Consider the following 25,841-nt stretch of genomic DNA (forward strand, 5'->3'; position numbering starts at 1 on the left):
TGAAACCAGAAAGGCAGGTTTTGGGATTCCAAAAATAGCACCAATTATTTCTTTGCATAGGCTGCCAAAATAATCTAAAAATCTCCAAAAAGCCTAATTTTCAGAACCTAAAAGTATATGCCAATTTAACGGTGGATTGCGTTTCTGAAACATCAAAACGATCCCCTAATTTTTGCCAATTGTGATTATGTACGATGAAAAGCGTGTTGCCAGGGTCAATCACCCATATAAATCGGCTGTTGGTTCCCAGCCTGTTGGTTACATTATCATACTGTATATTGAAATTTAACGAAACCCAGGGGGAGAAATCGTAGCTGCTAATGAGTCGGAATAGGTGGGTATCAAACGACCCTTCCTGAAGGCGCACCTGACTGTACAAATAACTCCCCGTAAGGTTTAGACCTGCAAATGGCCGAAGGAAGAGGTCCAATTCCAGGTTGGCTTGTCTACCCGTCCAGAATCCCATGTTCTCGAAAGTAAGGTTCCCTCCGATTTTTCGAAAAGGCGCCGTTTGAATTTCAATGGAATACCCGTAGTTTTTGTAAATTCCTTCCTGGATGAGGAACCGACCATCCCGAAGCACATCAAAAATGAAATTAAGATTCTCGTAATTTTGGTGAAGATTTAAATATAAAATATCCCCACTTTCCATACGAATCCCCAAAAAGCGGATATTATGATTGATGGTTGCCGGCCTCCAGTCCATAAACATCAGGTATTCGAAATCATATTCCCAGCTGAGTTCGCGGATGGTATTACTCTGATCAATCAAGGGATTAAAAGTAAAGGTAGGTTGCAATCGCCTGAAGCCGTTTCTTGGCACAAACCCCACCGCCGGTGCGTATTGGACGCCAAACTCCCGGTAAGATACATGAGCATCCCAGGGCTGGTTTGGGAAATTCACTCTGAATCCCCGTACCGATCGGTCCATTAAACTGCTGGATTCACCAAATAAGCTAGGCGTATGTCCTACAAAAAAAGCCTGGAACTGTAAATTTTTATCTTTCAAAAACCGGGAGGTACTGAGATTCAAATCGGCACCAAAAGTCTCTCTCACCGGAAGGCTATCTCCATCGGTTTCCCGGCGTGTGTAGATTACTCCAACGGTACTTTCCGATGAAAAATTTTGTAAAACCCTACCCACGGTAAAATGCTCTCCCGGTATGCCGTCGTCTGATCCTGTCCTGACTTGTAAGAACCCCACATCCGTTTCTTTTATCCTCCCAATAAGCCGGGCACCGTGTTTTATGGGTATGGGATTGCCCCCTTCCAGACCAATTCTTCGGCTAAAGTAGGGGTTGGGATTGCTCGAAGGGGCAAACTGAAAGACATTGGAACCCTGCAGGAAAAAATCCCTTCTTTCCGGAAAAACCAAAGGAAAGCGGGTAAGGTTTACCTGGCGATTATCCACCTCCGTTTCTGCAAAATCCGTATTAACAGTGATACCTGCTTTTAAGTTAGGGGTAATATTGTAGTTTAGTTCTCCTCCTGCGTTATAGGTAAAGGACTGCCTGGAGGCCAATTCCGGTACTTCTTTAGCAGAGGATTGTGAAACAATCGCGTAAGGAATGGCTTCCAAGCCCAGACCCTGATTGATACCACGTAATCCAGTTAGCTTTCCTGCATCCTGCGGTCGTTCGATACCCTGGTTTCGTTGGTATCCTGTCCACAAGCTGGTTTCATTTTTTCGTCGGACAGTACGAAGGAAATTAATTCCCCAAACCTCATTAGCCGGGTCAAAATTCAAGGTCATAAACGGAATCCGAATTTCAGCCGACCAACCCTGATCGTCCTTACTCACCCAGGCTCTCCAGATTCCGTTCCAATCTCTGTTTACAGTACTTCCTTGTCCTGTACGCAGGATTCCGTCCCCCATTAGCCCTGCGGGATTAATTTCAAAATAGAAAGCGGAACGCTGATCATTATAGGTATCAAGGATAAAAGCAAACACGTCATCAGTGGATAAATCAGCATCTCTTCTTCGTTGGAACGCTTTGATTTGATCGGGATTACTGTCAAAAAGCCGAACACCCAAGTACAGGTTTTTCTCATCGAATACCACCTGCACGGCCGTTTGCTCGGAGGCCAATTGCCCCTCCAGAGGTTCCTGCTGCCGAAAAGCCGTGGCGGCACCTGCCTGCTTCCAAATGTTCTCATCCAATCTACCATCGAGTTCCAGTTGCACATCCGGAGAGAGCGGATGGGCCCGCAAATCGTCTGATTGCCGGGCCATACCAGGCAAAAAAGTGGATAAGAGGAAACCTGTGACTAAAATAAACTGTTTGATAAAGCGAGGTGGTTTTATGAATCACAAAATACTGGAATACAATGGGACTGTTCCATGTTTTTTTTACGATCGGTTGGTTACGGTAACGTGAATCCAGCGATTCCAGCAGAATATGTGAAGGATTATCCCCCGGTTGAATACCTGCTTTTGCCCATTTCAGGCCCTGTCTGGAGCCGACTAATCTCAGCGTAAATAAGCTCGTATACCTGATCTTTGAACAGTTCAAGTTTTTGGTCATATTCTCTGGCTTCATCCATCATGGACAAGTAATAGTAGGCCCCCTCAATTACCACAAATATTTTTTCCGCTAAAAGCCCCGTATCTCCCATAACAAGGACTTCATCTTTATCTAGCAGGTTTTTAAGGGTTACCCTTAGTTTGACGTGTAGTTTTTTATACTCCTTTTTGATTAATTGATCCCGGAAGATAAATGCATAGCAACTAAAAAACACCCCGTCATCAAATAGCAGGTTCCATTCTCTCGAAAAAAGCCGTTCCACCAAAAGCTCCGGATCTACGCGTGGTTTTTTTTCAAGCTTGCTGACAATGGGCTTATAAATGAGTTGGTATTGATGGAGAATATGGTTAATTAATCCAAGAATTAAAAGACGCTTGTTAGGGAAATAATGCATGACCAAACTTGGAGGCATGCCCAGGTGTTTGCCGATTTTTGCTATGGATACATTTTCCAATCCTTCTTGCCGGGACAATTCATACAATCCGGAAACTATCTCCTTTTTTCTTTCTTCTCTGATCGATTGTTTCATATTAATTTAGAATAAAAAGGGCAATTTAGCCATAAAAATATTCTTTATCTGATTTTTTTGTTAATTTTAAATTATTAAATATTGAATGAATATTCAATAAATAAATGATAATTCTGGTTTAACAATAAGGTAATAGGCCAGAAGTAACTTGCAGAGAAAATACCGAATCAAATTTATCACCAATACCTAAACTAGATGCAAAAAGTTTTACAACAATTTAAAGAGATCAAAAAGAAAGCAGGTTTAATAACCTTGCTTCTTACCTTGATGCTGATGGGGGCAGCACAGTCCCAGATTGTGGTTACGGGAGTGGTCAAAGACGGCGTAGAAGACCTTCCCTTACCAGGAGTCTCGGTTTACCAAAAAGGAGGAAATAACGTAAGTATCACGGATATCGACGGGGCTTACAGTATAGAAGTGGCTTCACCAGAGGCTGAGCTTGTTTTTTCTTTTATCGGGTTTGAGACGCAAAATATCATCGTAGGAGACCGAACTACCATCGATGTGACGCTTTCGGCAGAAGAAACATTGCTGGAACAAGTAGTGGTAGTAGGATATGGTACCCAAAAGAAGATTAACCTTACCGGTGCCGTAGATCAGGTTTCGGGTGAGGATATCATTGACCGGCCCGTTGCCAATGTGATGCAAGGCTTACAAGGCGCCAGCCCTGGTTTGAACATTACCTATTCCGGAGGTCGTCCCGGTACTGTACCCGATATCAATATACGGGGATTTACATCCATTAATGGTGGAGGACCCCTGATTGTTATTGATGGCATTGCCGTAGCTTACGAAGATTTATTACGACTAAATCCTGCAGATATTGAATCGTTTTCGGTGTTGAGAGATGCGGCCTCTGCAGCTATTTACGGTGCAAGGGCGGCATTTGGAGTGGTGCTGATCACCACCAAGCAGGGTGGAAGTAAACAAAAGGTATCCTACAACAGCAATTTTTCCTGGGGAAAGCCAACAGTTCTTCCTCCACCGGTGACCGATCCCTACATTTATTCACGTGTTATGGACCAGGCTACCAGTAATACTCCCTGGAATTACATTAATTTCAATGACTTTCATTATCAGTGGGCCAGAGAGCGGTCCGCGGATCCCAGTGTGGAAGACGTGCGAGTAGATCCCAATAATCCCAATCAATGGGCTTATATGGGAAACAATGACTGGTACGGTTATTATTTTAACGATGCCAGTTTTTCTACCAATCAGAGCCTTTCTATCAGCGGCAGTTCCAATAACGAGAACCTGCCCATGACTTATTACGTGTCCGGGGATTATACCCGTGAAAACGGCATGAACAAGCTGCAACCCGATAACTGGGACCGCTATTCGCTGCGAGCACGGGTAACGGCCACTCCTAAGAAATGGTTGAAACTGGATAATAACCTGAATATTTACCAAACCAAACGGGCGGAGTCTACTAATGATATCACGGATATTTATTACCTCACACCTATAGAAGTTGCCGAAAACCCCGATGGAACCTGGGCCAATACGGATGCCGGAAGATTGGCAGCCCGACTGGTAGACGGCGGAAGAAACCGGGAAGACATGTTTGGTTTTCACAATATCATCCGGGCCACAGGGACCTTTTTAAATGGCGACCTGACCGTGACGGGTAATGGTAGCTTTAAGCGCGAGCAATGGATATATGGTTGGGACCGAAGAAAATTTGAAATCGGCTTTGGTCCGGATGATGTGCGTACAGAAGGGGGAGATGGACTGGTTGCTGAAAGAAACGGGAACCTGCAAAATACCATCTTTGATCTCTATGGAAACTACACTAAATCCTTTGGTGATCACTCCATCAACATTCTGGCAGGATACAACCAGGAGAGTTATTCCTACTCCTCTGTGGAATCCGAAAGAAGGGTGTTGATATCTTCTTCCTTGCCCTACCTGGGTTTGACTACCGGAGATTCATTTATCCGTCCCGAATACAGCTCCTATGCGACTCAGAGTGTGTTTGGAAGAGCCAATTATACCTATGACAACAAGTACATATTGGAGTTTAACGGACGTTACGATGGATCTTCTCGTTTCCCATCCTCTAACAGATGGGGCTTCTTCCCATCCATTTCGGGAGCCTGGATTATAAGTGATGAAGGGTTTTTCCAGGACATGGCCTTGGGAACAGCGCCTACACTAAAGGTGCGGGGATCCTATGGTAGTTTGGGAAATCAGAACGTTTCCAACTTTGGTTACCTCCAGGCATTGCCAACCGGACTTTCAAATTACCTGATAGGCGGAGATCGGCAGGTAGTTGTTAATAGTGCTCCCGCCCTGGCAGTAGACCCCAATTTTTATACCTGGGAACGGGTAATCACCACTAATTTTGGTTTGGATATGGGATTATGGGAAGACAAATTCTTCGCTACTTTCGATTATTTTATCCGGGATACCAAAGACATGCTTACCAACCCGGTGGAACTACCGGGTGTATTGGGTACCTCACCCCCACAGCAAAATGCAGCCGACCTGCAGACCAAAGGATGGGAACTTTCTTTGAATTATCGAAATCAATTCGGTAGTTATGATAATCCGGTTCAGTTTTCGTCTAAATTCTTTGTCTCCGATTCCAGATCCTTTATTACCCGATTCGAAAACGAGCAGGGCTTGCTTTCCAACTACCGTGTAGGCCAGGAAATAGGCGAAATCTGGGGCTTGGTTAATGACGGCCTTTTCAGCACAGAAGATGAGATCAGTCAGTTGGACCAATCAGCTATCGTTCCCTGGGGCGCTCTGGATATCGTGCCCGGATGGCCGCGATACGAAGATTTAAACAACGACGGGAAAATTGAGCAGGGGCTTACGGAGACAGAATCCAAAGACCTTACCATCATTGGAAACAGCCGTCCCCGATACCAATTGGGAGCCAACCTGAACGCGTCCTGGAATGGGTTTGATATTTCCGTGTTCCTCCAGGGTGTAGGTCGTCAGGATTATTATCCGCAACACTACCTCTTTTGGGGCCCTTATCAGCAGCCTTATGCCAATATTTACCCATGGAACCTGGATTTTTACCGGGGACAAGCAGATGGAGAAGCCTTGCGGGCGCAGCATAGTCAATCTTACCTGGATGCAGGTTTAGCGGATCAGAATCTGGACTCCAGATATCCTGTCCTTCAATCCTGGTTGGCGGACAATAATTACGGAGCTGGATTGGATATTCCTCAAACCGGCTACCTTCTAAATGCCGCTTATGTGCGGGTGAAAAACCTTACTTTAGGCTACTCTGTTCCTCAGGAAATTGCTGCCAGAATCAATGCCAGCAGAATACGATTTTTCATTACCGGCGAAAACCTGTTCGAATTTTCGGCTATCAAGTCCTTTGTAGATCCCGAATCGGTTAATAATGGCTACGGCTGGTCCTATCCTTTCCAAAGAAGGTATTCATTTGGTGTGAACATTGACCTTTAAACCAAGAAAAGAAATGAAAAGATATAGCATATATATACTGCTCCTGAATTTGTTCTGGTTATCCTCTTGCGATGAGGATTTTATGGACAGGTATCCGCAGACATCCATATCGCCCGAGGAATTTTTTAAAACCGAGGAAGACCTGAGGTTGTACGTGGATGGGCTGCTTTCCCTGCCGGACATGTATGAATACCAGGAGGATCAGGCCAGTGACAATATGGCCACCACCGGTGCCATAGAAATTAAGAATATCATGACCGGTTCGCCCAACTCGCAGAACATCACCAGTGGTTGGGACTGGACCAGGTTACGGAACATCAATTACTTTCTGGAAAACAGCCCGAATGCCGATGCCAGCCCGGAGGCCATTCAGCATTACGAAGGGTTAGCCAGGTATTATCGGGCCGTATTCTATTTCGAAATGGTAAAGCGGTATTCCGATGTGCCCTGGTACGATGAACTGCTAAATCCTTCAGATGAGGAACTGCTCTACAAAGGGAGAGATTCCAGAGAGACCGTGGTTGCGGGAATGATGGAAGATTTGGCCTTTGCAGCAGCGCATGTGTGGGAAGATGTTCCCAGTGGTACTCCAGGTAATTGGGCAGTCAAAACCTTCTATGCACGCGTGGCCTTGTACGAAGGAACCTATCGAAAGTATCACGACGAATTAGGGCTGCAGGGATCTGCCAATGAATTTCTTACCCTTGCGAGAGACCTGTCAAAAGAAATCATGGATTCCGGTAATTTCTCCCTTCACCAAACGGGAAATCCAGGAAGTGATTACAAGGCGCTTTTTAACAGCCAAGATCTTTCTGGCAATGGCGAAGTAATTCTGTTTAATCCTTATGACCTGAATAAGGATAAAAGTAGTAACATCAATTATACCGTTTTTGGAACCTACGAACAGTCACCTTCCAGAGACCTGGTGCAAACGTACCTGATGCGGGATGGATCGCGATTTACCGACCAGCCTGGATTTGAAACCATGCTTTATGTAGAAGAATTCGAAAACAGGGATCCGCGAATGTCTCAGACCCTGGTCTATCCGGGGTGGGTAAGAGCGCCGGAACCGGAAGCGTTTATTCCTATTCTAACCAGAAATTTTACTGGATATTTTCAGCAAAAAGGATACAACAATACCACCGAAAACATCGCCCTTGGTAGCCTGGACTTTCCCGTTTACCGCTACGCGGAAGTATTGCTTACCTATGCTGAGGCCTTGGCCGAATTGGGTAGCCTGACACAAGCGGATGCGGATATTTCGGTAAACCTCTTGCGGCAACGAGCTGGCATGCCGGATTTGCAGGTGTCGCAGGCCAATGCCCAGCCTGACTCCTTTCTTTCGGCAAAGCATCCCAATGTAAACGGACCCATGAGCGGGGTGATCTTGGAAGTTCGGAGAGAAAGAAGAGTGGAATTTGCCATGGAGGGATACCGATACGATGACCTCATGCGCTGGTCGGCAGGTGAGTTGCTGGAAAACATTCCGGAAGGCATGTATTTTCCCGGTCTTGGAAAATACGATATGACAGGAGACGGTATTGAGGACATTCTATTGATAGATAAGGATGCGGACATTCCGTTAGATCCCCAAAAGGAAATCAATTCCCTGGGCAAAATGCTGATCTACTACAAAGCAGGAACGGTGGATGACAACGTGACCGTTTACATGGAAAACGGTTCTCAGGGAGGCACCCTGGTGACCGAAACCACCGAGCGGAGTTTTGAAGATCCCAAGTATTATTACCGACCCATTCCTATACAACAAGTTACCTTGAATCCGAATCTGGAACAGATTTTCGGATGGGAATAATAGTTTTATAAGATCATTAAATGTAAGCTGCCGGCAATTATCGGTGGCTTACTTTTTTTCTATACCTACCGAAATTTAACATGAACCAAAATACGATGCATAGAATATATTCCTTAACAGTCCTTTTTTTATGTTTTTTCCTGACCGCTTTTCAGGCAAGAGCTCAGGAAAAGAAAACCCTGTTTATAATTTTAGACGGGATCCAACGCGAATTGCTGATCAAAAACCCCACTCCGAATATGGATGATATTATCTCTGAAGGAGGTTATTTTCCAGCCTACGTAGGAGGAGCAAAGGGAGGCTATTCCGAAACTCCGACCATTTCGGCAGTGGGTTACAATAGCCTGCTTACAGGTGTTTGGGTCAACAAACACAACGTGAAGGGAAACAGCATCCGCCAGCCCAATTACAATTATTGGACAATTTTCAGACATTTCAAGGAAAATTACCCTAACAAAACCACGGCTGTGTATTCCACCTGGCTGGATAATCGCACCAAGCTGATAGGGGAAAACCTGGAGGCTACGGGAAATTTCCAATTGGATTACCACTTTGATGGGTTGGAAGTCGATACGCTTGGATATCCCCATGATGATGAAAGCGATTATATCAAAAGGATCGACCAGGAAGTGGCTGCGTATGCTGCGGAAGATGTCAGAGAGAAAGCCCCGGATCTTACCTGGGTGTACTTACAGTACACCGATGATATGGGTCATCGCTTCGGAGCAAGTCCGGAAATGGATTTGGGTATTCAGGAAGCCGACCGACAGGTCGGGATGATTTGGGATGCTATCCAAGAGCGAGAAAAAAAGTTTGATGAAGAGTGGCTGATTGTCATCACCACAGACCACGGCCGGGGAGAAGGGGGATTTCACCATGGGGGCCAATCGGATGAAGAACGGGCTACCTGGATTATTTCAAATAAAGCGTTTAACGAAATCGCTTCCCAGACACCGGGAATAGTAGATATCTTTCCAACCATGGCTACCTATATGGGGCTTACGATTCCAAAAAACCATGCTATGGAAGTGGATGGTGTCTCACTTTTAGGTGAGGCTTATGCCTCTCATCTAACGGGGACCCTTTCAGGCACCGAACTGAAGTTGAACTGGAAAAGTTACGGAAATGGTGAAACGGGCCGGGTTTGGGTTACTTCTACCAATCAATTTCGGTATGGTAATTCAGATCTGTACCGTATGTTGGGAGAAGTGAATTTGGAAGACGAATCGGCGAATTTTGACATTAAAGTGCCTCAAAATAACGTAAAGGTGGTTTTGGAATTACCCACCGGCTTTATTAATGTTTGGGTAAAGAATACTGATTGATTTATGTTTAGCAGGTTTTGCTACCATTTATGTAAATCTCATGATATATTTGGCGTTTAAGGTCCTAACTTGGACTTTAAACGTCAGATTTAATGAATAAACTAATAACTGCTTACTTATTTCTTTTTTTAACTAATTTTATTGCCCAAGGGCAAAGCCAAAAGCCTGCCAGCATGTATGCCGAACGACTTGAGGAGCCCGTGACGGTCAATGGGAGACTGGATGAAAAAGTCTGGCAGGAAGGGGGCTGGATAGATGATTTTATCCAGACCTTCCCAACGGATACATTGCCGGCTATTGCTAAAACCCGGGTAAAAATTGCCTATGATGATAAGTTTCTTTATATCGCGGCCATTATGCTCAGCCCAGAGCCGCGGGAAGACTATGTGAGTACTTCCCTGCGACGCGATTACCGTGGAAATCAAAATGACGGGATCAGCTTTGTGATCGACACCTTTAACGATAAAACGAACGGCTATATTTTCGGTGTGAATCCCTATGGTGTTCAACGCGAAGCCATGGTGGGTAACGGAGGTTTACAACCTACCGATTTTAACCTGGCCTGGGACAACAAGTGGTATTCGGAGGCGACGATTTTGGAGGATCGATGGGTGGCGGAAATAGCCATCCCGTTTTCAACCCTGCGATACAAGGACGCGACGGATAACTGGAACGTAAACATTTACAGGATTGACAGTAAATACTCCGAAAAAACCACCTGGACGCCGATTCCCCGAAATTTTAACGTGACCCACATGGCTTTTTCCCGGAATTTGCATTTTCCTGAGCCGTTGCCAAAATCTGGTGGAAATTATTCGCTGATTCCCTATGCCGCCATGGCTACTTCAACCAACTCTCAGGAAGGATACAGCGAGCCCTTGAAACCTTCCTTCGGTGGGGACGCTAAAATCGGGCTGGGTCCGGCCATGAACCTGGACCTGACGGTCAACCCGGATTTTTCCCAAGTAGAGGTAGACGAACAAGTAACGAATCTCGATCGATTTGAGATTTTCTTTCCGGAACGCCGGCAGTTTTTCCTTGAAAACGTGGATCTTTTTGCTGATTTTGGTACCGACCGCATCCGGCCCTTTTTCTCGCGCCGAATAGGGGTGGACCGAGATGAATCCACCGGCCAAAATGTCCAAAACCAGATCCTATACGGTGCCCGGTTAAGCGGTAAACTAACGGATGACTGGCGGATCGGGGCGATGAACATGCAAACGGGTAGCGATCCGCTGCGAGGCATCACCGGAAAAAACTTTTCCGTAGCAGCCCTTCAGCGAAAAGTGTTTAACCGTTCCAATGTGGGAGTCATGCTCATCAATCGGGAGACCCTGGATATGGAAAGAACCAATCTGGTAAACGGCGATCATAACCGTCTGGCAGGTATTGACTACAACCTTTTTTCCAAAGACAACCGCTGGAGCGGTAAGTTTTTCTACCATCGCACCTTTGAAAAAGGAGTGGATGAAGATACCGGTACCGGACATGCGCAACTTGCTTTTAACGATGTAAATTTTAACGCAGGCCTTGCCTATTCCTACGTGGGAGAAAATTACAATCCCCTGGTTGGCTACACGCCCCGCTCGGGATACCAGCGCATTGCCCCGGAAATAGGCTATACTTTTTTTCCGGATTCCGAGCAGGTCAACAGACACGGACCGGGCTTTCTTTCCGAAACTTTATGGAACCCTTCCCTTGGCGTTACAGACGAGTTGCATACCCTTAATTATCTGGTTCAGTTTCATTCCTTTGCAGAATTCACCTTGAGCGCCAATAATCAATATACGTATCTTTTTTTCCCCTTTGATCCTACCCGGACCGGTGGCGAACCACTGGCCGAAGGAACGGGATACAGGTACAGCTACCTGGGGATCGATTTTCGTACCGATCCCCGGAAAGCCCTGGCACTTCGGGGAACCGGCCAGGTAGGGCAGTATTACAATGGGACCATGGCTAATTTTACAGGGATTGCTCAGCTCCGGATAGGGTACAGGGCCAATATATCCATGAACCTCAGCTATAGTCGGATCCGGCTGCCTGAACCCCAGAAAGATGCTGACTTGTTTTTGATCGGTCCACGGATAGATCTCACATTTACCCGAAGCCTCTTTTGGACCACCTTTATTCAGTATAACAACCAGATTGACAATATTAATATCAACACCCGGATCCAATGGCGTTATGCCCCGGTATCGGATCTATTTATGGTGTATACAGACAATTATTTTCCTGACACCTTCGCTTCCAAGCAACGGGCCTTTGTGATGAAGCTTAATTACTGGCTGAATTTATAAATCAACGGGTGATTATTGCATCTATTAGCGAACTGGCATGAGTAACGTTTCTCTCAACGGACGTAAAGAAGCCCCAGCGGCCGTAGCAGGAACGTTCACTGTTGGATAATTTCATTTCCGTGAAGTTTGGTAACTCAATATTGGGTCTACAATAAATTATTCTCTTTGGTAGGTGGAAAGAACAAGCTGAAACGGGAGTTGGCGGATTTTTCCTGCATTTCTAATTTTTTACGACATTCCATGAGAACGAAGCTACTACCTGGTGAAAAAAATGCCTATCACATAGGATACATAAGTTTAACTAACTACTTGATTACTTGTCCGAAATGATTAATTTAGGGAGTAAAATGAGAGCGGATGTTTTGAATATTGAGAACTTTCTATTCCCCTTTGAAACTGGCAGTGGAAACTCTTGGAAAGGTGGAAATTTCGAAGGGAGACTTAATTCTTATTGAACCACTAAAAATCAAAATAGCGATGAATCACTTTAGAGTCACCCTTTTTATTCTTTTGATTTCCGTTTTTTCTGTTCATTGTCAGACAACCACAGCAAAAAAAAGTCTCAAAACACTGCCTCCAGAGCTTATTGAAGTGATTGAAAAACGCATAGCGGATGGGGTTACGCCAAGTATGGCCATTGCCTTAATCGATTCTGCCGGAATAACGTATCACAATTTCGGAAAAACTGCCAAGAACGGTGAGCTTGTGGATGAGCATACCATTTATGAAATAGGGTCTATTTCCAAGGTGTTTACCGGGATCCTGCTTGCTCAACAAGTGCTGGATGGCGACCTCAATCTGGAAGATGAGATAAATGATTTTTTACCTAATGGTATTAAAGCCGCTACGATGGGCGAAGCAGAAATTACCTTTGGCCACCTTACGGACCATACCTCGGGATTCCCCAGAATGCCTGACAATTTTGACCCAGCCAATCCCAACAATCCCTTTGCGGACTACACGGTAGATCAGATGTATGCCTTTATCTCGGACTACAAGCCGGAGAGGGAAGTGGGCGAGTCCTACGAGTATTCCAATTTTGCTCAAGGGCTTTTGGGGCACCTGCTATCCCTGAATAAAAACAACACTTATGAAGCATTGATGGTGCAGACGATTGCGGATCCATTGGAAATGGAGGACACACGGATCCGATTGACGGATCGAATGAAAGAAAACCTGGCTCCGGGACACAATGGTGGCGAGGTTGTGGAAAATTGGGACATCCCTACACTTGCTGGTGCAGGAGCGATTAGAAGTTCCTCCTCCGATATGGCAACATTTATAGCGGCAAATTTGGGTTATGTAGAAAGCCCGTTGGCGGAAGCTATGGCCTTTTCTCATAAAGTCAGGCACCGGAAAGCGGGTGATATGAAAGTTGCCATGGGCTGGCATATTAAGAATGGGGAGGATGGAGATGTAATCTGGCATAATGGAGGCACTGGCGGGTACAGGGCTTTTGCCGGATTTGTAAAAGAAACCGGAATTGGTGTGGTACTACTTACCAATTCATCCATAAGTTCGGATGATATTGGCTTCCATTTACTCGATCCGGGATCACAGTTAGCGAATATAAAATCGAAGAATCAGGCAGTGAATGTACCTGAGGCCACGCTAGAACAATACGTGGGCGTTTATGAGTTAGCCCCCGAATTCAAAATCACCATTACTAAAGAAGGGAAGCAGTTATATTTGCAGGCCACCGGTCAGCCCCGCTTCGAGATTTATCCGGAAAATGACACTAAATTTTATCTGACGGTTGTGGAGGCAAGCATTTCCTTTCAACGAAAAAATGGTCTGGTGGAAAGCCTGATACTTTTTCAAGGCGGACAAGAAATGCCTGGAAAGAAGGTGGAATAGTAAAATCCCACCTCCTCCAATTCGGAAAAACCCTGATTCGTCCTAAAAAAAGGTTATAGATTACTTTTTAAATACTGCTTAAGGTTTACCGTTTCAGCGTGGATCAACCCGTATTCTTTAACCCGCTGGAAAGAGCTGTGGTAATTTTAAGCAAACGTGTCACCAGGGGAGAATCCGGTTCCTTGGATGCCCGCCATAATTTCAGGTTTTTTAACTGCAGCTGGTGCAAACCATGAAGGGCATTTTTCCTTCGATTGATACTGTCCAGCAAGCCAATTCTTCTGTTTTCCCTTTCCTTGCCCAGGAGTTCACCGATTTCCTCCAGGCTTAACTGGTGTTCGTCCATAATCCACTTTGTAAAGGTTACTCCGGTTTCCCGGTTTTTTACCAGACCGGCGTATTGATTCATTATTTCCTGGTCCGCATTCAGAAGGTTTGTTTCTACCTGAATCAGAATGTAACGCAGTAGCGGCCAGGATTGCGTATTGGCTTGTAATTTCTTGAATAGATCCGGATGGGATTCTCTAATGGTTTTTATAGCACTTCCAAGGCCATACCAGCCGGTCAGGTTGAACCGTGACTGGCTCCAGCTAAAAACCCAGGGAATGGCCCGAAGGTCCTCCAGAGATCTTTTGCCCGTTCTTCTTGCAGGTCTAGAACCGATTTTACTAAGTTCTAATACATCGATAGGAGTCGCTTCTCCATAAAATTCCAGAAAATCAGGATGTCGGATTAGTTTCTGATAATGGTCTTGGGCAAATTCAGATAGTTGTTGCATTGCATCGATAGGGAAATCAGGAATTTCTTTAGGCAATAAGGTATAGCCAGTTTGCAGGGCGGTGCCCGAAAACAGCATTTCCAGGTTGTAGCCGGCCGTTAGCAGGTTGGCAAATTGCTGGGAGATCGTTTCTCCCTGTACCGTGATTTTGATGGAACCTTGCAGGCTACCCTGGGGCATGCTTTCAAGAAATCGGTGGTATTTTCCTCCCCCACGACTGATGGTTCCGCCGATTCCGTGAAAAAAGCGCAAGCGCTTACCATGGGATTTCGCGAGGTCAGTAAGTTTTTGTTCGGCCTGATAGATGTTCCACCTGCTTGCCGTGATTCCACCATCCTTATTACTATCGCTGTATCCAAGCATTACCTCCTGAAAGGCAAAATTACCCGGATAGGATTCATGAGAAAGGAATTCGTCCAGTACGCTGTCCGACTGTTGCAGGTCTTCAATGGTTTCGAAAAGCGGGACTACCTGGTACCTGTTACGGTCCAAACCTGCTTCTCTCAGAAAAAGGTATACCAATAAAAGGTCACTAAGGGAGCGAGTCATACTGACAATAAAGGAACCGATACCCTCGTCGCCATACTGTTCGATGTGATTCTTGACACACTGATAACTAGCCAACACCTTGTCCGCCTCTGGCCCGAAGGTTTTCCCAGAAAAGGCAAAAGGCCGGTTGCTTTTAAGTTCTTCACTAATGAATTTTACCCGCTCTTTTTCAGACCAGGTGGAGTAAGGCATCAATTCGGTAAATGTACCCGCCAGAATTTGGTCGATGGCTTTTTCGTGATAGGAGCTGTTTTGCCGGATATCCAGTCTGGCAAGGTGGAAACCAAAGCAAGAAACGTGTCTTTCTACCGGCAATAGAAATTGTTGCACAATGCTGATGGCATCTATTTCAAGAAGGCTTTGTCGCAGGATTTGAAGATCGTCTTGCAATTCTTTCGAATCGGCATAAGCGGGTTGTCCGTTTTCCTGAAGCGTATTTTCCAACTGTATCAACATCAGGTTAATGAATTGCCTCCAGGGTTCCCGGGGATTTCGTCTCAAAGCAGTTTCGCTTTCTTCGCCGAGGAATTCCGACTTTTCCCGGATTTGTTCCCTGAATCCATGGGGCACCGGATTTCGAATATCAGAGAAGCTCATCTGAGCCCCCAGGTGCTGCAATTTTTCTCTTACTAGTGAAAGGGCGGTTTGACGATGTTCCAACAAGGTGTTTTTGGTAAAGTCGGCCGTAACATAAGGGTGTCCGTCCCTGTCACCACCAACCCAACTTCCCAGTTGAAAATCAGGAAAAGAAGACGCTGTATCAAATCTGGAGGGGTCAAACCCCATCGCTATCCAGCTTTCCATAAGTTGCTGGTCGGCTTTCTGCAGGGCCCTGGGGAATACATTTGAAAAATAATGCATCACATTATTTCGTTCCATTTCCAGCGTGGGTTTTTCGAGGTATACTTCTCCGGATCGCCACCAACGCTCCAGCAAGGCCATGATTTCCCGTTCCAAGCCCTGCTTTTCCAGCCGGGAATACGAATTATTTTCCAGTTTGACCAGGTTTAAATAGATTTCCCGGTGTAATTCCAGAATGGATTTTCGCTTCGCCTCTGTAGGGTGTGCGGTTAGTACCGGGTAAACCTGTGTATTTCTAATGCAATCCAGCATCTGGGTTTCCGTCCATCCCTGATCTTGCCATCTTGCCAACGTTTCACCCCATGATCCACGAATAGAGTCAACACCCTTTTCATTGATCCGTTTTCTCCTGCCCTGAACAGCCGCATTTTCTTCTATCAGATTCATTAATTGCAGATAGATGCTTAAAACCTGTATGTGCTTTTCTTCCAACTCACCCGCCTCCCAATCAATTTCGGGCAGTACGGGTTTTTGGGTAAGGATTTTTTCCAACTCGAATTCGCCAAGTTGGTGCAATACTTTCTGGAAGCAGCGAGTCAGAAATTTCAGGTCTTGGTTGGTTTTTTTAAATAGAGGATTGTCCGTGGCCATGTTTTCGTTGACTAGATGGTGAATAAATAGGAAGGTTAAATATAACAGATGGCTGCATGGAATGAAAATGCAGAACCGGTGCAGATCCGATCGAAGTCAGTGCCTGCCGGGTAAAAATGCCCTTGCACCTGATTTTTTCGAATGTATATTTTTTACTACATTCAAGTAGTAAGCTATGAACCATTAAAATATGCCCCCTTCCTTTCCAGCTATTTTTGTTTTGGGATGTTTTGATACCAAAGGAGAAGTATTTGCACACCTGCGAGAACAACTTTTGGCCAGAGGCGAATCGGTCCTTTGTATCAATGCAGGAATCTTCGGCAGCACCGATTTATTTCCGGTGGATGTGGAAGCAGAATACCTGGCCTCTCTGGCGGGAAGTTCTCTCGAAGAACTCCGGGAAAAAAATGACAGGGGTCATGCATTGGAGATGATGGCCCGAGGTGCCGGAGAACTGTTTCGAAGTTTTCCAGGACAAATCAAAGGCGTCATCGGAATGGGAGGCGGTGGGGGAACCTATCTGCTACTCAAAGCCATGCAGGTCCTGCCTCTGGGCTTGCCCAAAATATGCATTTCTACGCTGGCTACCCGGGATGTATCGCATTTGGTAGGGGTGAAGGATATTGTGTTAATTCCTTCGGTAGTGGATGTAGCAGGTCTGAATACCATTATCCGTCCGATAATACATCAGGCAGCGGCTGCGCTGTCCGCCATGACGAAGGTGCCAGCACAAAAGGAGGTTGATGGCAAAGGTACGATTGCCATCAGCATGTTTGGAAATACTACCGACTGCGTAAATGAATGCACACAGATTTTGCAGGCGAAGGGGTACGAGGTAATGGCCTTCCATGCCAACGGAGTAGGAGGAAAAGCCATGGAAGCATTAATTCGCGAAGGAGTCTTCGAAGCGGTCCTGGACCTGACCACCACCGAATTGGCAGATGAACTTTGTGGCGGGATCTTAAGTGCTGGTCCGGATCGGTTGACAGCCGCAGCTGAAATGGGTATTCCCTGTTTGCTGGCTCCAGGATGTCTGGATATGGTTAATTTTGGAACCAGAGAAAGCGTTCCTGAAACCTATGGGGACAGGCTTTTTTACCAATGGGCACCTGATGTGACCCTGATGCGGACCAATGAAGAAGAGAACCTCGCCCTGGGGAAAGTGATCGCGGAAAAACTAAATAAGAGTAAAAACAAAGTAAAGACAAAAGTGGTCATCCCTTCAAAAGGCTTTTCCCAGTTGGACGCTCGGGGTAATTATTTTCACAACGAAAATTGCGTGAAGGCCTTTGAAAAAGCCCTGACAACCCATCTGGATCCCGAAATTGAACGCATCACTATAGCGTTGCCGATTAATGATGCCGCCTTTGCAAAGGAAGTTGTAGCCATCCTATTGGGTATATTGGAAGTGGAGAAATCCAAAGGATAGTCTTTAAAGTGCGTCGACCTGCCAGGTTTCCAGAAGCTGGCAGGTCTTGAATTGAACTAAAATTCCTTTCCAAATTCCGGCTCCCTTCCGGGATATTCTCTTTACAATTCAATAAATTGCCTTGAAATTAACTGTTTGATTGTTAAAACCCAACCCAATGAATAAAGCCTTTTCTTTGTCAGCCCTCCTGTTGACTTTCTGCATTTTGGCCGGAAGCACGTTCTCCCAGCCCTTACCAGAGCCCGGAGATCCGGAAAACCCTTCGGATATCCCCGAATTTTATAAATCCCGCTTGTCGGATATCGAAGCGGAACTGGAGCTGCTTCAGAAAGGAAAAGTCGAACGGATTGCCTACTCAGCAGGAGGCTTACCACTGTACGCCATATTCTATGGGGAAAAGGAGGATCTTAATAGTCAGGCCAATTACAACTCTGCCGTAGCAGCGCGGAATCCGGCCTTTTTTGCCGAAAAGACCTCAGACACCAAGCCGGTAGTTTACTTTATCGGCCCGGTTCACGGGCAGGAAGGGGAAGGAATTTCCGGCCTGGTTAACCTGCTTCACATTGCCGAAACGGGTAGCGATTACCGCGGTAGGGAATGGCCGGAACTGCAGGCTTTCTTTGCCGAGTTTCGGGTAATCATCGTTCCCAGTGGCAATCCGGATGGAAGGAGAAGAAATCCTTACGACACCTTCAAAGGACTTCCTGAAGAAATCATGACGAAATACGGTCAGGGTACCCAGCAAGACGGTACCCTTTGGCGCTGGCCAGGGGCCAAATCGCTGCATCCCATGAAAGGAGATGTGGGTATTTTGGGTGCCTACTTTAATGACAACGGCATCAATATCATGCACGATGACTTTTTTGATCCCATGGCCGCTGAAACCAAAGCTATCATGCAGTTGGCCAAGGAGGAGGCACCCGACCTGAGTGTTTCCTTGCACTCTTGCTCCTGCACTCCTTTTGTGATCCAGAACAGTCATGCCCCCCTTTTTATGAAAAAGCGGATTGCCGATTTTGCCCAACAACTGAACCAGGCTTTTATTGCCGGCGACCTGCCCCACAGGCCCGAAAATTGGGGACTGAGTCTGGAAGACGACGATCCGGAATTTCCTCCCAGGGCCTCCTTTAATTTGGTAAGTGCCCTGCACCATGCCAGTGGAACCATGTCCTTTACCTTCGAGAGCCCACACGGCACCCTGGAAGACGGCACCAGCTATGAAGAATTGCTGGACATTCAACTCGTCCTGTACCGGGAAATTTTTTCCTACATTCGGGACAACCGATTGATTTGGGAAAAGTAATCGGCTATCTTTCTTTCTAATTTGACAGCACATTCTATTGAAACCAATTAAAGCATTATGAATTCCAGGTACCTTATCGTTCTTTGTTTTTGTTTGGCCTTCAAGGCCATGGCGCAAGAAAACGCCAGACCCAATATTGTTTATATCCTTGCTGACGACATGGGGATAGGGGATGCCTCCTGTTACAATTCGGAGGCGGCTTTTACTACCCCGAATATTGATCGGCTGGCAAGCGATGGCTTGAAATTTACGGATGCGCACACCAGCTCTGCTGTTTGTACTCCGACTCGATATGGAATCCTGACGGGTCGGTACAACTGGCGCTCGGAGCTAAAAAATGGGGTGTTGGGTGGATTTTCTGCTCCCCTGATTTCGAATGAGCGGCTTACGGTTGGGGATTACCTGCAGGAGGCCGGCTACCATACTGCCTTTGTCGGAAAATGGCATCTGGGTTGGGACTGGTCCTTCAAACAAGAATATGAGAATATAAATAGCCTAAATCAAATCCTGGAGGTGGATTATACACAGCCCATCCAAAATGGACCAAACGACAGGGGGTTTACCTATTCTTACGGTATTAGCAGTTCTCTGGATATTCCTCCATACGTCTACGTGGAAAACGACCGGGTGACGGCTCTTCCCGACCGGAGAACCATCAATGTGGACGAAAAGGGTTTTTGGAGAGATGGCCCTACCGGTACGGATTTTAACCATACGTTAACCCTTTCACATCTGACTGAAAAAGCAGTTACCTACATTGACCGGCAGGCCAGTTCCGCTGATCCTTTCTTTCTTTATTTTGCCTTGCCCGCACCTCATACGCCTATTTTACCCCTTACCGAATTTATGGGCAAAAGTAATTCCAACATGTACGGAGATTTTATGCTGCAGGTAGACGATGTGGTCGGACAGGTGATTGGGGCTCTGGAAGAAAATGGGCTACTGGAGAATACGGTGATTATTTTTACCTCGGATAATGGTTGCTCCCCACGGGCAGATTATCCGGAATTGGCTAGGGTAGGACATGACCCCAGTAATGGTTGGCGGGGGCACAAAGCGGATATATACGAAGGAGGACACCGGGTACCGTTTTTGGTGCACTGGCCGGAAAAAATTGCTGCTGGCGGCACATCCGATCAGCTAATCTGTACCACCGACCTAATGGCTACGGTAGCCGAAATGTTGGGAACACCACTTCCGGAAAATGCAGGAGAAGATAGCTTTAGCTTTTTCCCAACCTTAATGCAGGGAAATCCGGATTCAGAAAGGACTTCTATCGTCCACCATTCCATCGAAGGCCGTTTTGCGATTCGCAGAGGGAACTGGAAACTGATTTGCTGGCCCGGATCCGGGGGATGGACCGAACCGCTTACCAGAAACGGCCTGGAAGACCTACCGGATTTTCAGCTATACAACCTGGCTACCGATCCCGAAGAAGTAAATAACCTGGTGGATCGGTATCCTGAGCGGGTGGAAGCCTTAAAAAAAGAACTGATTGCACTGATAAAAGAGGGCAGAAGCACTGCCGGTCCCCGGCAAAAAAACGATGGCCCCGAAATCTGGGAGCAGGTAAGCTGGGCCTATCAATAATTTTTTGAGAAGCTTTCTTTTTCCATTGGTAAAAATTGGTAAATTCAAAACTTCATCACTACCCAAAAATAACCTCGTTTCATGAAACGAAGAACGTTTATTCGTAAAAACGGACAAGTGGCCCTTTTGGCTCCCTTGGTACCCGTTTCTTTCCCTTCCCTTTTTTCCAGTAGGGATGCCCCGGAGGTAAAGCCGGCGTGGCTCCGGAAAATGATTGCCAATAACGATGCTTCCTTGGAAAGGGTACAGCGAAGGTACGTGGCGGATCCGGATTCCCCCCACTTCCGCGAGGTTCTGGATGGATATGGGATGCCTTCCCCGCATGCGGCCACGAGTTTCCTGAAAACAGGTATTTGCGCCCTGATTAGTCCCGAATCCACCTACCATGCCGATTCCGGTTTGGTGGAAAGGTTGGGACATGCGGCGGAGTTTCTTTTAAGCCTGCAGCACGAGGACGGTACCATTGATCTGTTGTCTACCAATTTTCATTCTACCCCCGATACCGGGTTTATTGTCAAATGGCTGGCACCCGTATGGCGTTTACTGGATAATAGCTCCGTGCCAGAAAAAGACGCCATCACCATTCCCCTAAAGCAATTTTTGTTGCAGGCAGGAGAGGCGTTAAAAGTCGGCGGTATCCATACACCGAATCATCGCTGGGTGGTGTGTTCGGCCCTGGCCGAGCTTTATAAAATTGAAAAAGATCCGGGATACAGGAACCGGGCGGAAAGATGGCTTTCTGAAGGAATTGACATGGACGCCGACGGGCAATACGAGGAGAAAAGCAGCTATATCTACTCTTCTCTCAGCAACCGGGTATTGATAAGTACCGCCCGTGGTTTCGATAAGCCCGAACTTTATAGCAACGTGCGCAGGAATCTGGACATGAATTTTTATTACCTGCACCCGAATGGGGAAATTGTCACAGAAGCTTCCGGACGGCAGGATAATTCCATCATCGGAACCCTCGAAAATTATTATTACCCGTATCGGTACATGGCGCTCAAGGATGAAAACGGGCAATACGCAGCAGCTTGTAGACTTATTGAAACGACCGCTTTCGAGAAAACTACTGGATTCTTATATTATTTTCTGGAGGACAAGGAGCTGTGGAAAGCATTGCCCGGCCCGAAACCGCTGCCCACTTCCTATTCCAAAGTATTTCGAAATTCCAATCTGGCCCGGGTACGTAGGGGAGACTACGATGCATCCATCCTGATGGGAAGCCCTGTTTTCTTCACCTTTCACAAACCCTCTTTGGCACTTCAGGGGATTCGGTTTGCCAGTGCTTTTTTTGGGAAAGGGCAATTTGTCTCGGAAAGCCTGAAGGAAGAAAACGGCACCTATATTCTCAGCAGTTATTTGCAGGGACCCTATTACCAGCCATTTCCAGCTGATAAAATCCCCGGTGATGGGGATTGGTCTGGAATGCCGCGGTCGGAACGACCTCAATCCGAAGTCCAGGAACTCAACAGTCGGGTTACCATTCGTGAGACGGAGCAGGGCTTTTCGATCGAAATCAGCATTGCGGGTACCGACCGGGTGCCCGTAGCCCTGGAACTGGTTTTCAGACCCGGAGGAACCTTTGTGGGAACGGTTCCCCACGAAGAGCTGGAGGATACGTATTACCTGAAAGAAGGGACTGGGAAATATTCGCATGCCGGATCAGCGATTCACTTTGGCCCTGGCCTGCATCAGCACCGCTGGGTGCAATTAAGGGGAGCTTTACCTAAACAGGATGCGCCAACCGTTTTTCTAACCGGTTTCACACCCTTTCACCATACAATTCAAATCACTTGATGTCCGATAGCATGCTGATAAAAACCCTTACTATACCCTCATTTCGTTTAATTCTAATTGCGCTCCTGTGCTTTTCTTTGCCCTGTTTGACGGTTTTTGGCAATAAGGCTCCGGAGAAGGAACGGTCAATAAGTGCGGCTAAGCCAAACATCGTCTTTTTGATATCGGAGGACAATTCAAAACATTTCATGGAGCTTTTTGACCCAAACGGAGTGTCCACACCTGCTATTGAGGAAATGGCTTCTAATGGACTGACCTATGGACATGCGTTTTCCAATTCTCCGGTATGTTCGGTGGCACGAAGTACCCTTATTACAGGCACGCTGGCAACGCGAACAGGAATTCACCTTCACCGGAAGATAAAATCCGCACCGATGCCCGATGGGTTGGAAATGTTTCCTGCTTATTTGCGAAAAGCAGGATATTATACCACCAACAACGCCAAAAAGGACTACAATGCGCAGGAGGGAGAAGGCGTTTGGGATGAATCCTCATATCAGGCTTCCTGGCATAACAATCCCCAGTCAGAAAAGCCCTTTTTTCATCAGGAAACCTTTACAGAATCCCACGAGAGCCGCCTGCATTTTGACAAAGAACGGATGAATAGCTACCATCCTACCGACGATCCTGCTCAGGTCAAGCTATTCCCGCAGTTTCCCGAAACACCCTTGTTTCGCTATACCACTGCTTACCACCGGGATAAAATTCGGGAAATTGATGACTGGGTAGCCCAAAAAATCAAGGAATTAGAGGAAGCAATGGTACTTGAAGATACCTTTATTTTTTATTTTGGTGACCATGGAGGCGTTTTGCCAGGTAGTAAGGGTTATTTGTACGAAACAGGAATAAACGTACCCCTGGTAGTCCGCATACCCGAAAACTGGAAACATTTGGTTCCCTACCAAAAGGGGGACTCGCCCGAAGCATTCGTTAGCTTTATCGATTTTGCACCCACCGTACTTCGCCTGGCAGATTTAGAAATACCCGAACCCATGGATGGGCAACCCTTTTTGGGAAAGGGGTTGGAGAGAGAAGCACTGGAATCCAGGGACGAGGCCTATGGACATGCGGATCGGTTTGATGAAAAGTACGAGATGGTCCGGTCTTTTCGCAAGGGTAAGTGGAAATACATCCGCAGTTACCAACCTTGGTATCCAGATGGCTTGCAAAACAATTACCGGTACAAAATGCTGGCTTTTGCAGAGTGGCGGAGCTTATACGATCAGGGAAAACTGGATACTATCGAAGCAGCTTTTTTTGAAGCCAAGCCGGTTGAAATGCTTTATGATCTGGAGGAGGATCCTTTTGAAACAAAAAATCTTGCTGATGATCCCGCCAGAACATCAGTCCTGAATGGGATGAGAGAAGGTTTAAATCAATGGCTAGCAGCTAATAACGACCTGGGATTTCTACCCGAAAACCTTCTGGTAAACGAGGCGCTGGACAATCCGGTGGCCTATGGAAAGGCTTTTCACCCGGAGTTGGTAAAATTGATCCATATTTCAAACTGGGCAACCCAACCTTGGAGGGAAGTTCGAGCAAATATATTCAGCACCCTACAATCTGGCTCTTACCTGGAAAGGTATTGGGCCTATATGGCGGCAGCATCTTTTGGAAAAAGCATTGCCTCGGAGTATGGGGAATTCCCGGATTGGAGGGAAGAGAAGCAACCCATGGTACAGTTACGGGCGATCGAATTGATGGGAATCCTTGAAATAGACAATCCTTTTCCGGCGCTGTTTTCCTGGATTCAGGGAACGCGGGATCCGGTGGCAGCATTGATTGGGCTGAATACCCTGGTGTATTTCCTTGATCATAGCCGGTTTGAGCCGCAGACAGATCCAGGCGATCTGGTAGTTAGGGTATCCAATCCGGAGGTAGAGCGCAGACTTGCTTACCTTAAAGGCACCTGGTAAATGGGTGTTTTATGGAAAGGAGGGTGCGTTTATCAAAAAGTTTTACGATCCATAGGGCTTTTTGGCTAACTTCATTAAATTGAAACCGATAAACTAATTCAACTAACATGAACATTCGTTTTAGGCTTTGGCCTTTTGTAATACTAATTCTTATAGGGCAGTTTTCCTGCTCTTCTCCTTCCGATTCCTCTGAAGCCGAAGAAACAGCAGAAGACATGACGGACTGCCACGGTACTATTCCGGACAGGTTTTCTGCGGGCAATGCTTCTTCGGAAAATGTTATCCCCGAGCGGGATGCTCCTGCATCGCACGAGGGAATGATTTGGATAGAAGGAGGAACCTTTACCCGCGGAGCCACTGATGGACGGGGCCGAAAAGATGAACTTCCTGCGCACACGGTGAAAGTTGACGGCTTCTGGATGGATGAAACTGAAGTAACCAACCGGGAATTTGCTGAATTTGTGGAGGCCACTGGTTACGTAACCGTGGCAGAGAAAAAACCGGATTGGGAAGAAATCAAAAAACAATTACCACCCGGCACACCTAAACCGCCCGATGAAGTACTGGTAGCGGCTTCCCTCACGTTTCGCTCGCCTGATCAGTCGGTACCCCTGAACAATGCCTCCCATTGGTGGGAATGGACGCCAGAAGCTAGTTGGAGACAGCCGCAAGGACCCGGTAGCAGCATTGAGGGTAAAGAGGATTACCCCGTAGTGCACGTAGCCTGGGATGATGCTGTGGCCTATGCCAAATGGGCAGGAAAGCGTCTTCCTACGGAAGCAGAATGGGAATTTGCTGCCAGAGGAGGGCTGGAAGAAAAATCCTTTCCCTGGGGAGATGACCCAGTAGAGCAAAGTGGCTTTATGGCCAATATCTGGCAGGGAGAGTTTCCAGTCACGGATGAAGGCCAGGATGGTTTTCAGGGCCTTGCACCGGTTAAATCATTTGAACCTAATCCTCATGGCTTGTACGACATGGCCGGCAATGTTTGGGAATGGACCAACGATTGGTATCGGGAAGACTACTATTCCCGCTTGACTGACGAAGTTCAGGTAAATCCACAGGGTCCGGAAGACAGTTTCGACCCGCAGGAGCCCACCGTTCCCAAAAAAATCGTAAAAGGAGGCTCTTTTCTTTGCAACGTTTCTTACTGTGAGGGATACCGGGTGAGTGCTAAAATGAAGTCTTCCGCAGATACCGGACTGGAACACACGGGATTCCGCTGTGTATCCTCCAATTAAATGCGACT

The 25,841-nt window shown here is 46.6% G+C and carries 14 protein-coding genes; 11 read left to right on the plus strand and 3 right to left on the minus strand.

Going from position 1 to position 25,841, the window contains the following annotated elements; translation table 11 throughout:
- Nucleotides 1-100 precede the first annotated feature (100 nt).
- Nucleotides 101-2,233: a carbohydrate binding family 9 domain-containing protein gene (locus tag GKS34_RS01720; protein WP_163383087.1), complete on the minus strand. Its 2,133-nt coding sequence runs from the start codon at nucleotides 2,231-2,233 to the stop codon at nucleotides 101-103.
- A 176-nt stretch (nucleotides 2,234-2,409) separates the two neighbouring features.
- On the minus strand, nucleotides 2,410-3,054 hold the full coding sequence (locus GKS34_RS01725; RefSeq protein ID WP_163383088.1) for a TetR family transcriptional regulator: 645 nt from the start codon (nucleotides 3,052-3,054) through the stop codon (nucleotides 2,410-2,412).
- Between the two features lie 195 nt (nucleotides 3,055-3,249).
- Between GKS34_RS01725 and GKS34_RS01730 the strand changes: the two genes are divergently transcribed.
- From GKS34_RS01730 to GKS34_RS01750, 5 genes are all read left to right on the plus strand, one after another.
- Complete coding sequence (locus tag GKS34_RS01730) at nucleotides 3,250-6,483, plus strand: SusC/RagA family TonB-linked outer membrane protein (protein WP_163383089.1); 3,234 nt, start codon at nucleotides 3,250-3,252, stop codon at nucleotides 6,481-6,483.
- Between the two features lie 13 nt (nucleotides 6,484-6,496).
- On the plus strand, nucleotides 6,497-8,296 hold the full coding sequence (locus tag GKS34_RS01735; RefSeq protein ID WP_163383090.1) for a RagB/SusD family nutrient uptake outer membrane protein: 1,800 nt from the start codon (nucleotides 6,497-6,499) through the stop codon (nucleotides 8,294-8,296).
- 95 nt (nucleotides 8,297-8,391) lie between these two features.
- Nucleotides 8,392-9,621 (plus strand): alkaline phosphatase family protein, encoded by a 1,230-nt coding sequence (locus GKS34_RS01740; protein ID WP_163383091.1) that lies wholly within the window; start codon nucleotides 8,392-8,394, stop codon nucleotides 9,619-9,621.
- 92 nt (nucleotides 9,622-9,713) lie between these two features.
- The gene (locus GKS34_RS01745; RefSeq protein WP_163383092.1) at nucleotides 9,714-11,918 is read left to right on the plus strand and encodes a DUF5916 domain-containing protein; all 2,205 of its coding nucleotides are present in this window, start codon (nucleotides 9,714-9,716) and stop codon (nucleotides 11,916-11,918) included.
- 477 nt (nucleotides 11,919-12,395) lie between these two features.
- Nucleotides 12,396-13,775 carry a serine hydrolase gene (locus GKS34_RS01750; protein WP_163383093.1) on the plus strand — a complete coding sequence of 460 codons (1,380 nt, stop codon included), beginning with the start codon at nucleotides 12,396-12,398 and terminating at the stop codon, nucleotides 13,773-13,775.
- 103 nt (nucleotides 13,776-13,878) lie between these two features.
- On the opposite strand, the gene GKS34_RS01755 is transcribed toward GKS34_RS01750, so the two are convergent.
- A complete protein-coding gene (locus GKS34_RS01755; protein ID WP_163383094.1) occupies nucleotides 13,879-16,554 on the minus strand; it encodes a phosphoenolpyruvate carboxylase in 2,676 nt (891 codons plus the stop codon).
- Between the two features lie 190 nt (nucleotides 16,555-16,744).
- Here GKS34_RS01755 and GKS34_RS01760 point away from each other — a divergent pair, with 190 nt between their 5' ends.
- From GKS34_RS01760 to GKS34_RS01785, 6 genes are all read left to right on the plus strand, one after another.
- Nucleotides 16,745-17,983: a Tm-1-like ATP-binding domain-containing protein gene (locus tag GKS34_RS01760; RefSeq protein ID WP_163383095.1), complete on the plus strand. Its 1,239-nt coding sequence runs from the start codon at nucleotides 16,745-16,747 to the stop codon at nucleotides 17,981-17,983.
- Between the two features lie 157 nt (nucleotides 17,984-18,140).
- Nucleotides 18,141-19,286, plus strand: a complete 1,146-nt coding sequence (locus GKS34_RS01765) for a M14 family zinc carboxypeptidase (RefSeq protein ID WP_163383096.1) — start codon at nucleotides 18,141-18,143, stop codon at nucleotides 19,284-19,286.
- Nucleotides 19,287-19,343: 57 nt separating this feature from the next.
- A complete protein-coding gene (locus tag GKS34_RS01770; RefSeq protein ID WP_205602003.1) occupies nucleotides 19,344-20,876 on the plus strand; it encodes a sulfatase family protein in 1,533 nt (510 codons plus the stop codon).
- Nucleotides 20,877-20,957: 81 nt separating this feature from the next.
- A complete protein-coding gene (locus GKS34_RS01775) occupies nucleotides 20,958-22,676 on the plus strand; it encodes a hypothetical protein (RefSeq protein ID WP_163383097.1) in 1,719 nt (572 codons plus the stop codon).
- A gap of 11 nt (nucleotides 22,677-22,687) precedes the next feature.
- Nucleotides 22,688-24,592 carry a sulfatase family protein gene (locus GKS34_RS01780; RefSeq protein ID WP_163383705.1) on the plus strand — a complete coding sequence of 635 codons (1,905 nt, stop codon included), beginning with the start codon at nucleotides 22,688-22,690 and terminating at the stop codon, nucleotides 24,590-24,592.
- A 107-nt stretch (nucleotides 24,593-24,699) separates the two neighbouring features.
- Nucleotides 24,700-25,833 (plus strand): formylglycine-generating enzyme family protein, encoded by a 1,134-nt coding sequence (locus GKS34_RS01785; protein WP_163383098.1) that lies wholly within the window; start codon nucleotides 24,700-24,702, stop codon nucleotides 25,831-25,833.
- The last annotated feature ends 8 nt before the right edge of the window (nucleotides 25,834-25,841 follow it).

The sequence above is a fragment of the Cyclobacterium jeungdonense genome (genome assembly GCF_010994275.1).
Taxonomy (GTDB): Bacteria; Bacteroidota; Bacteroidia; order Cytophagales; family Cyclobacteriaceae; genus Cyclobacterium; species Cyclobacterium jeungdonense.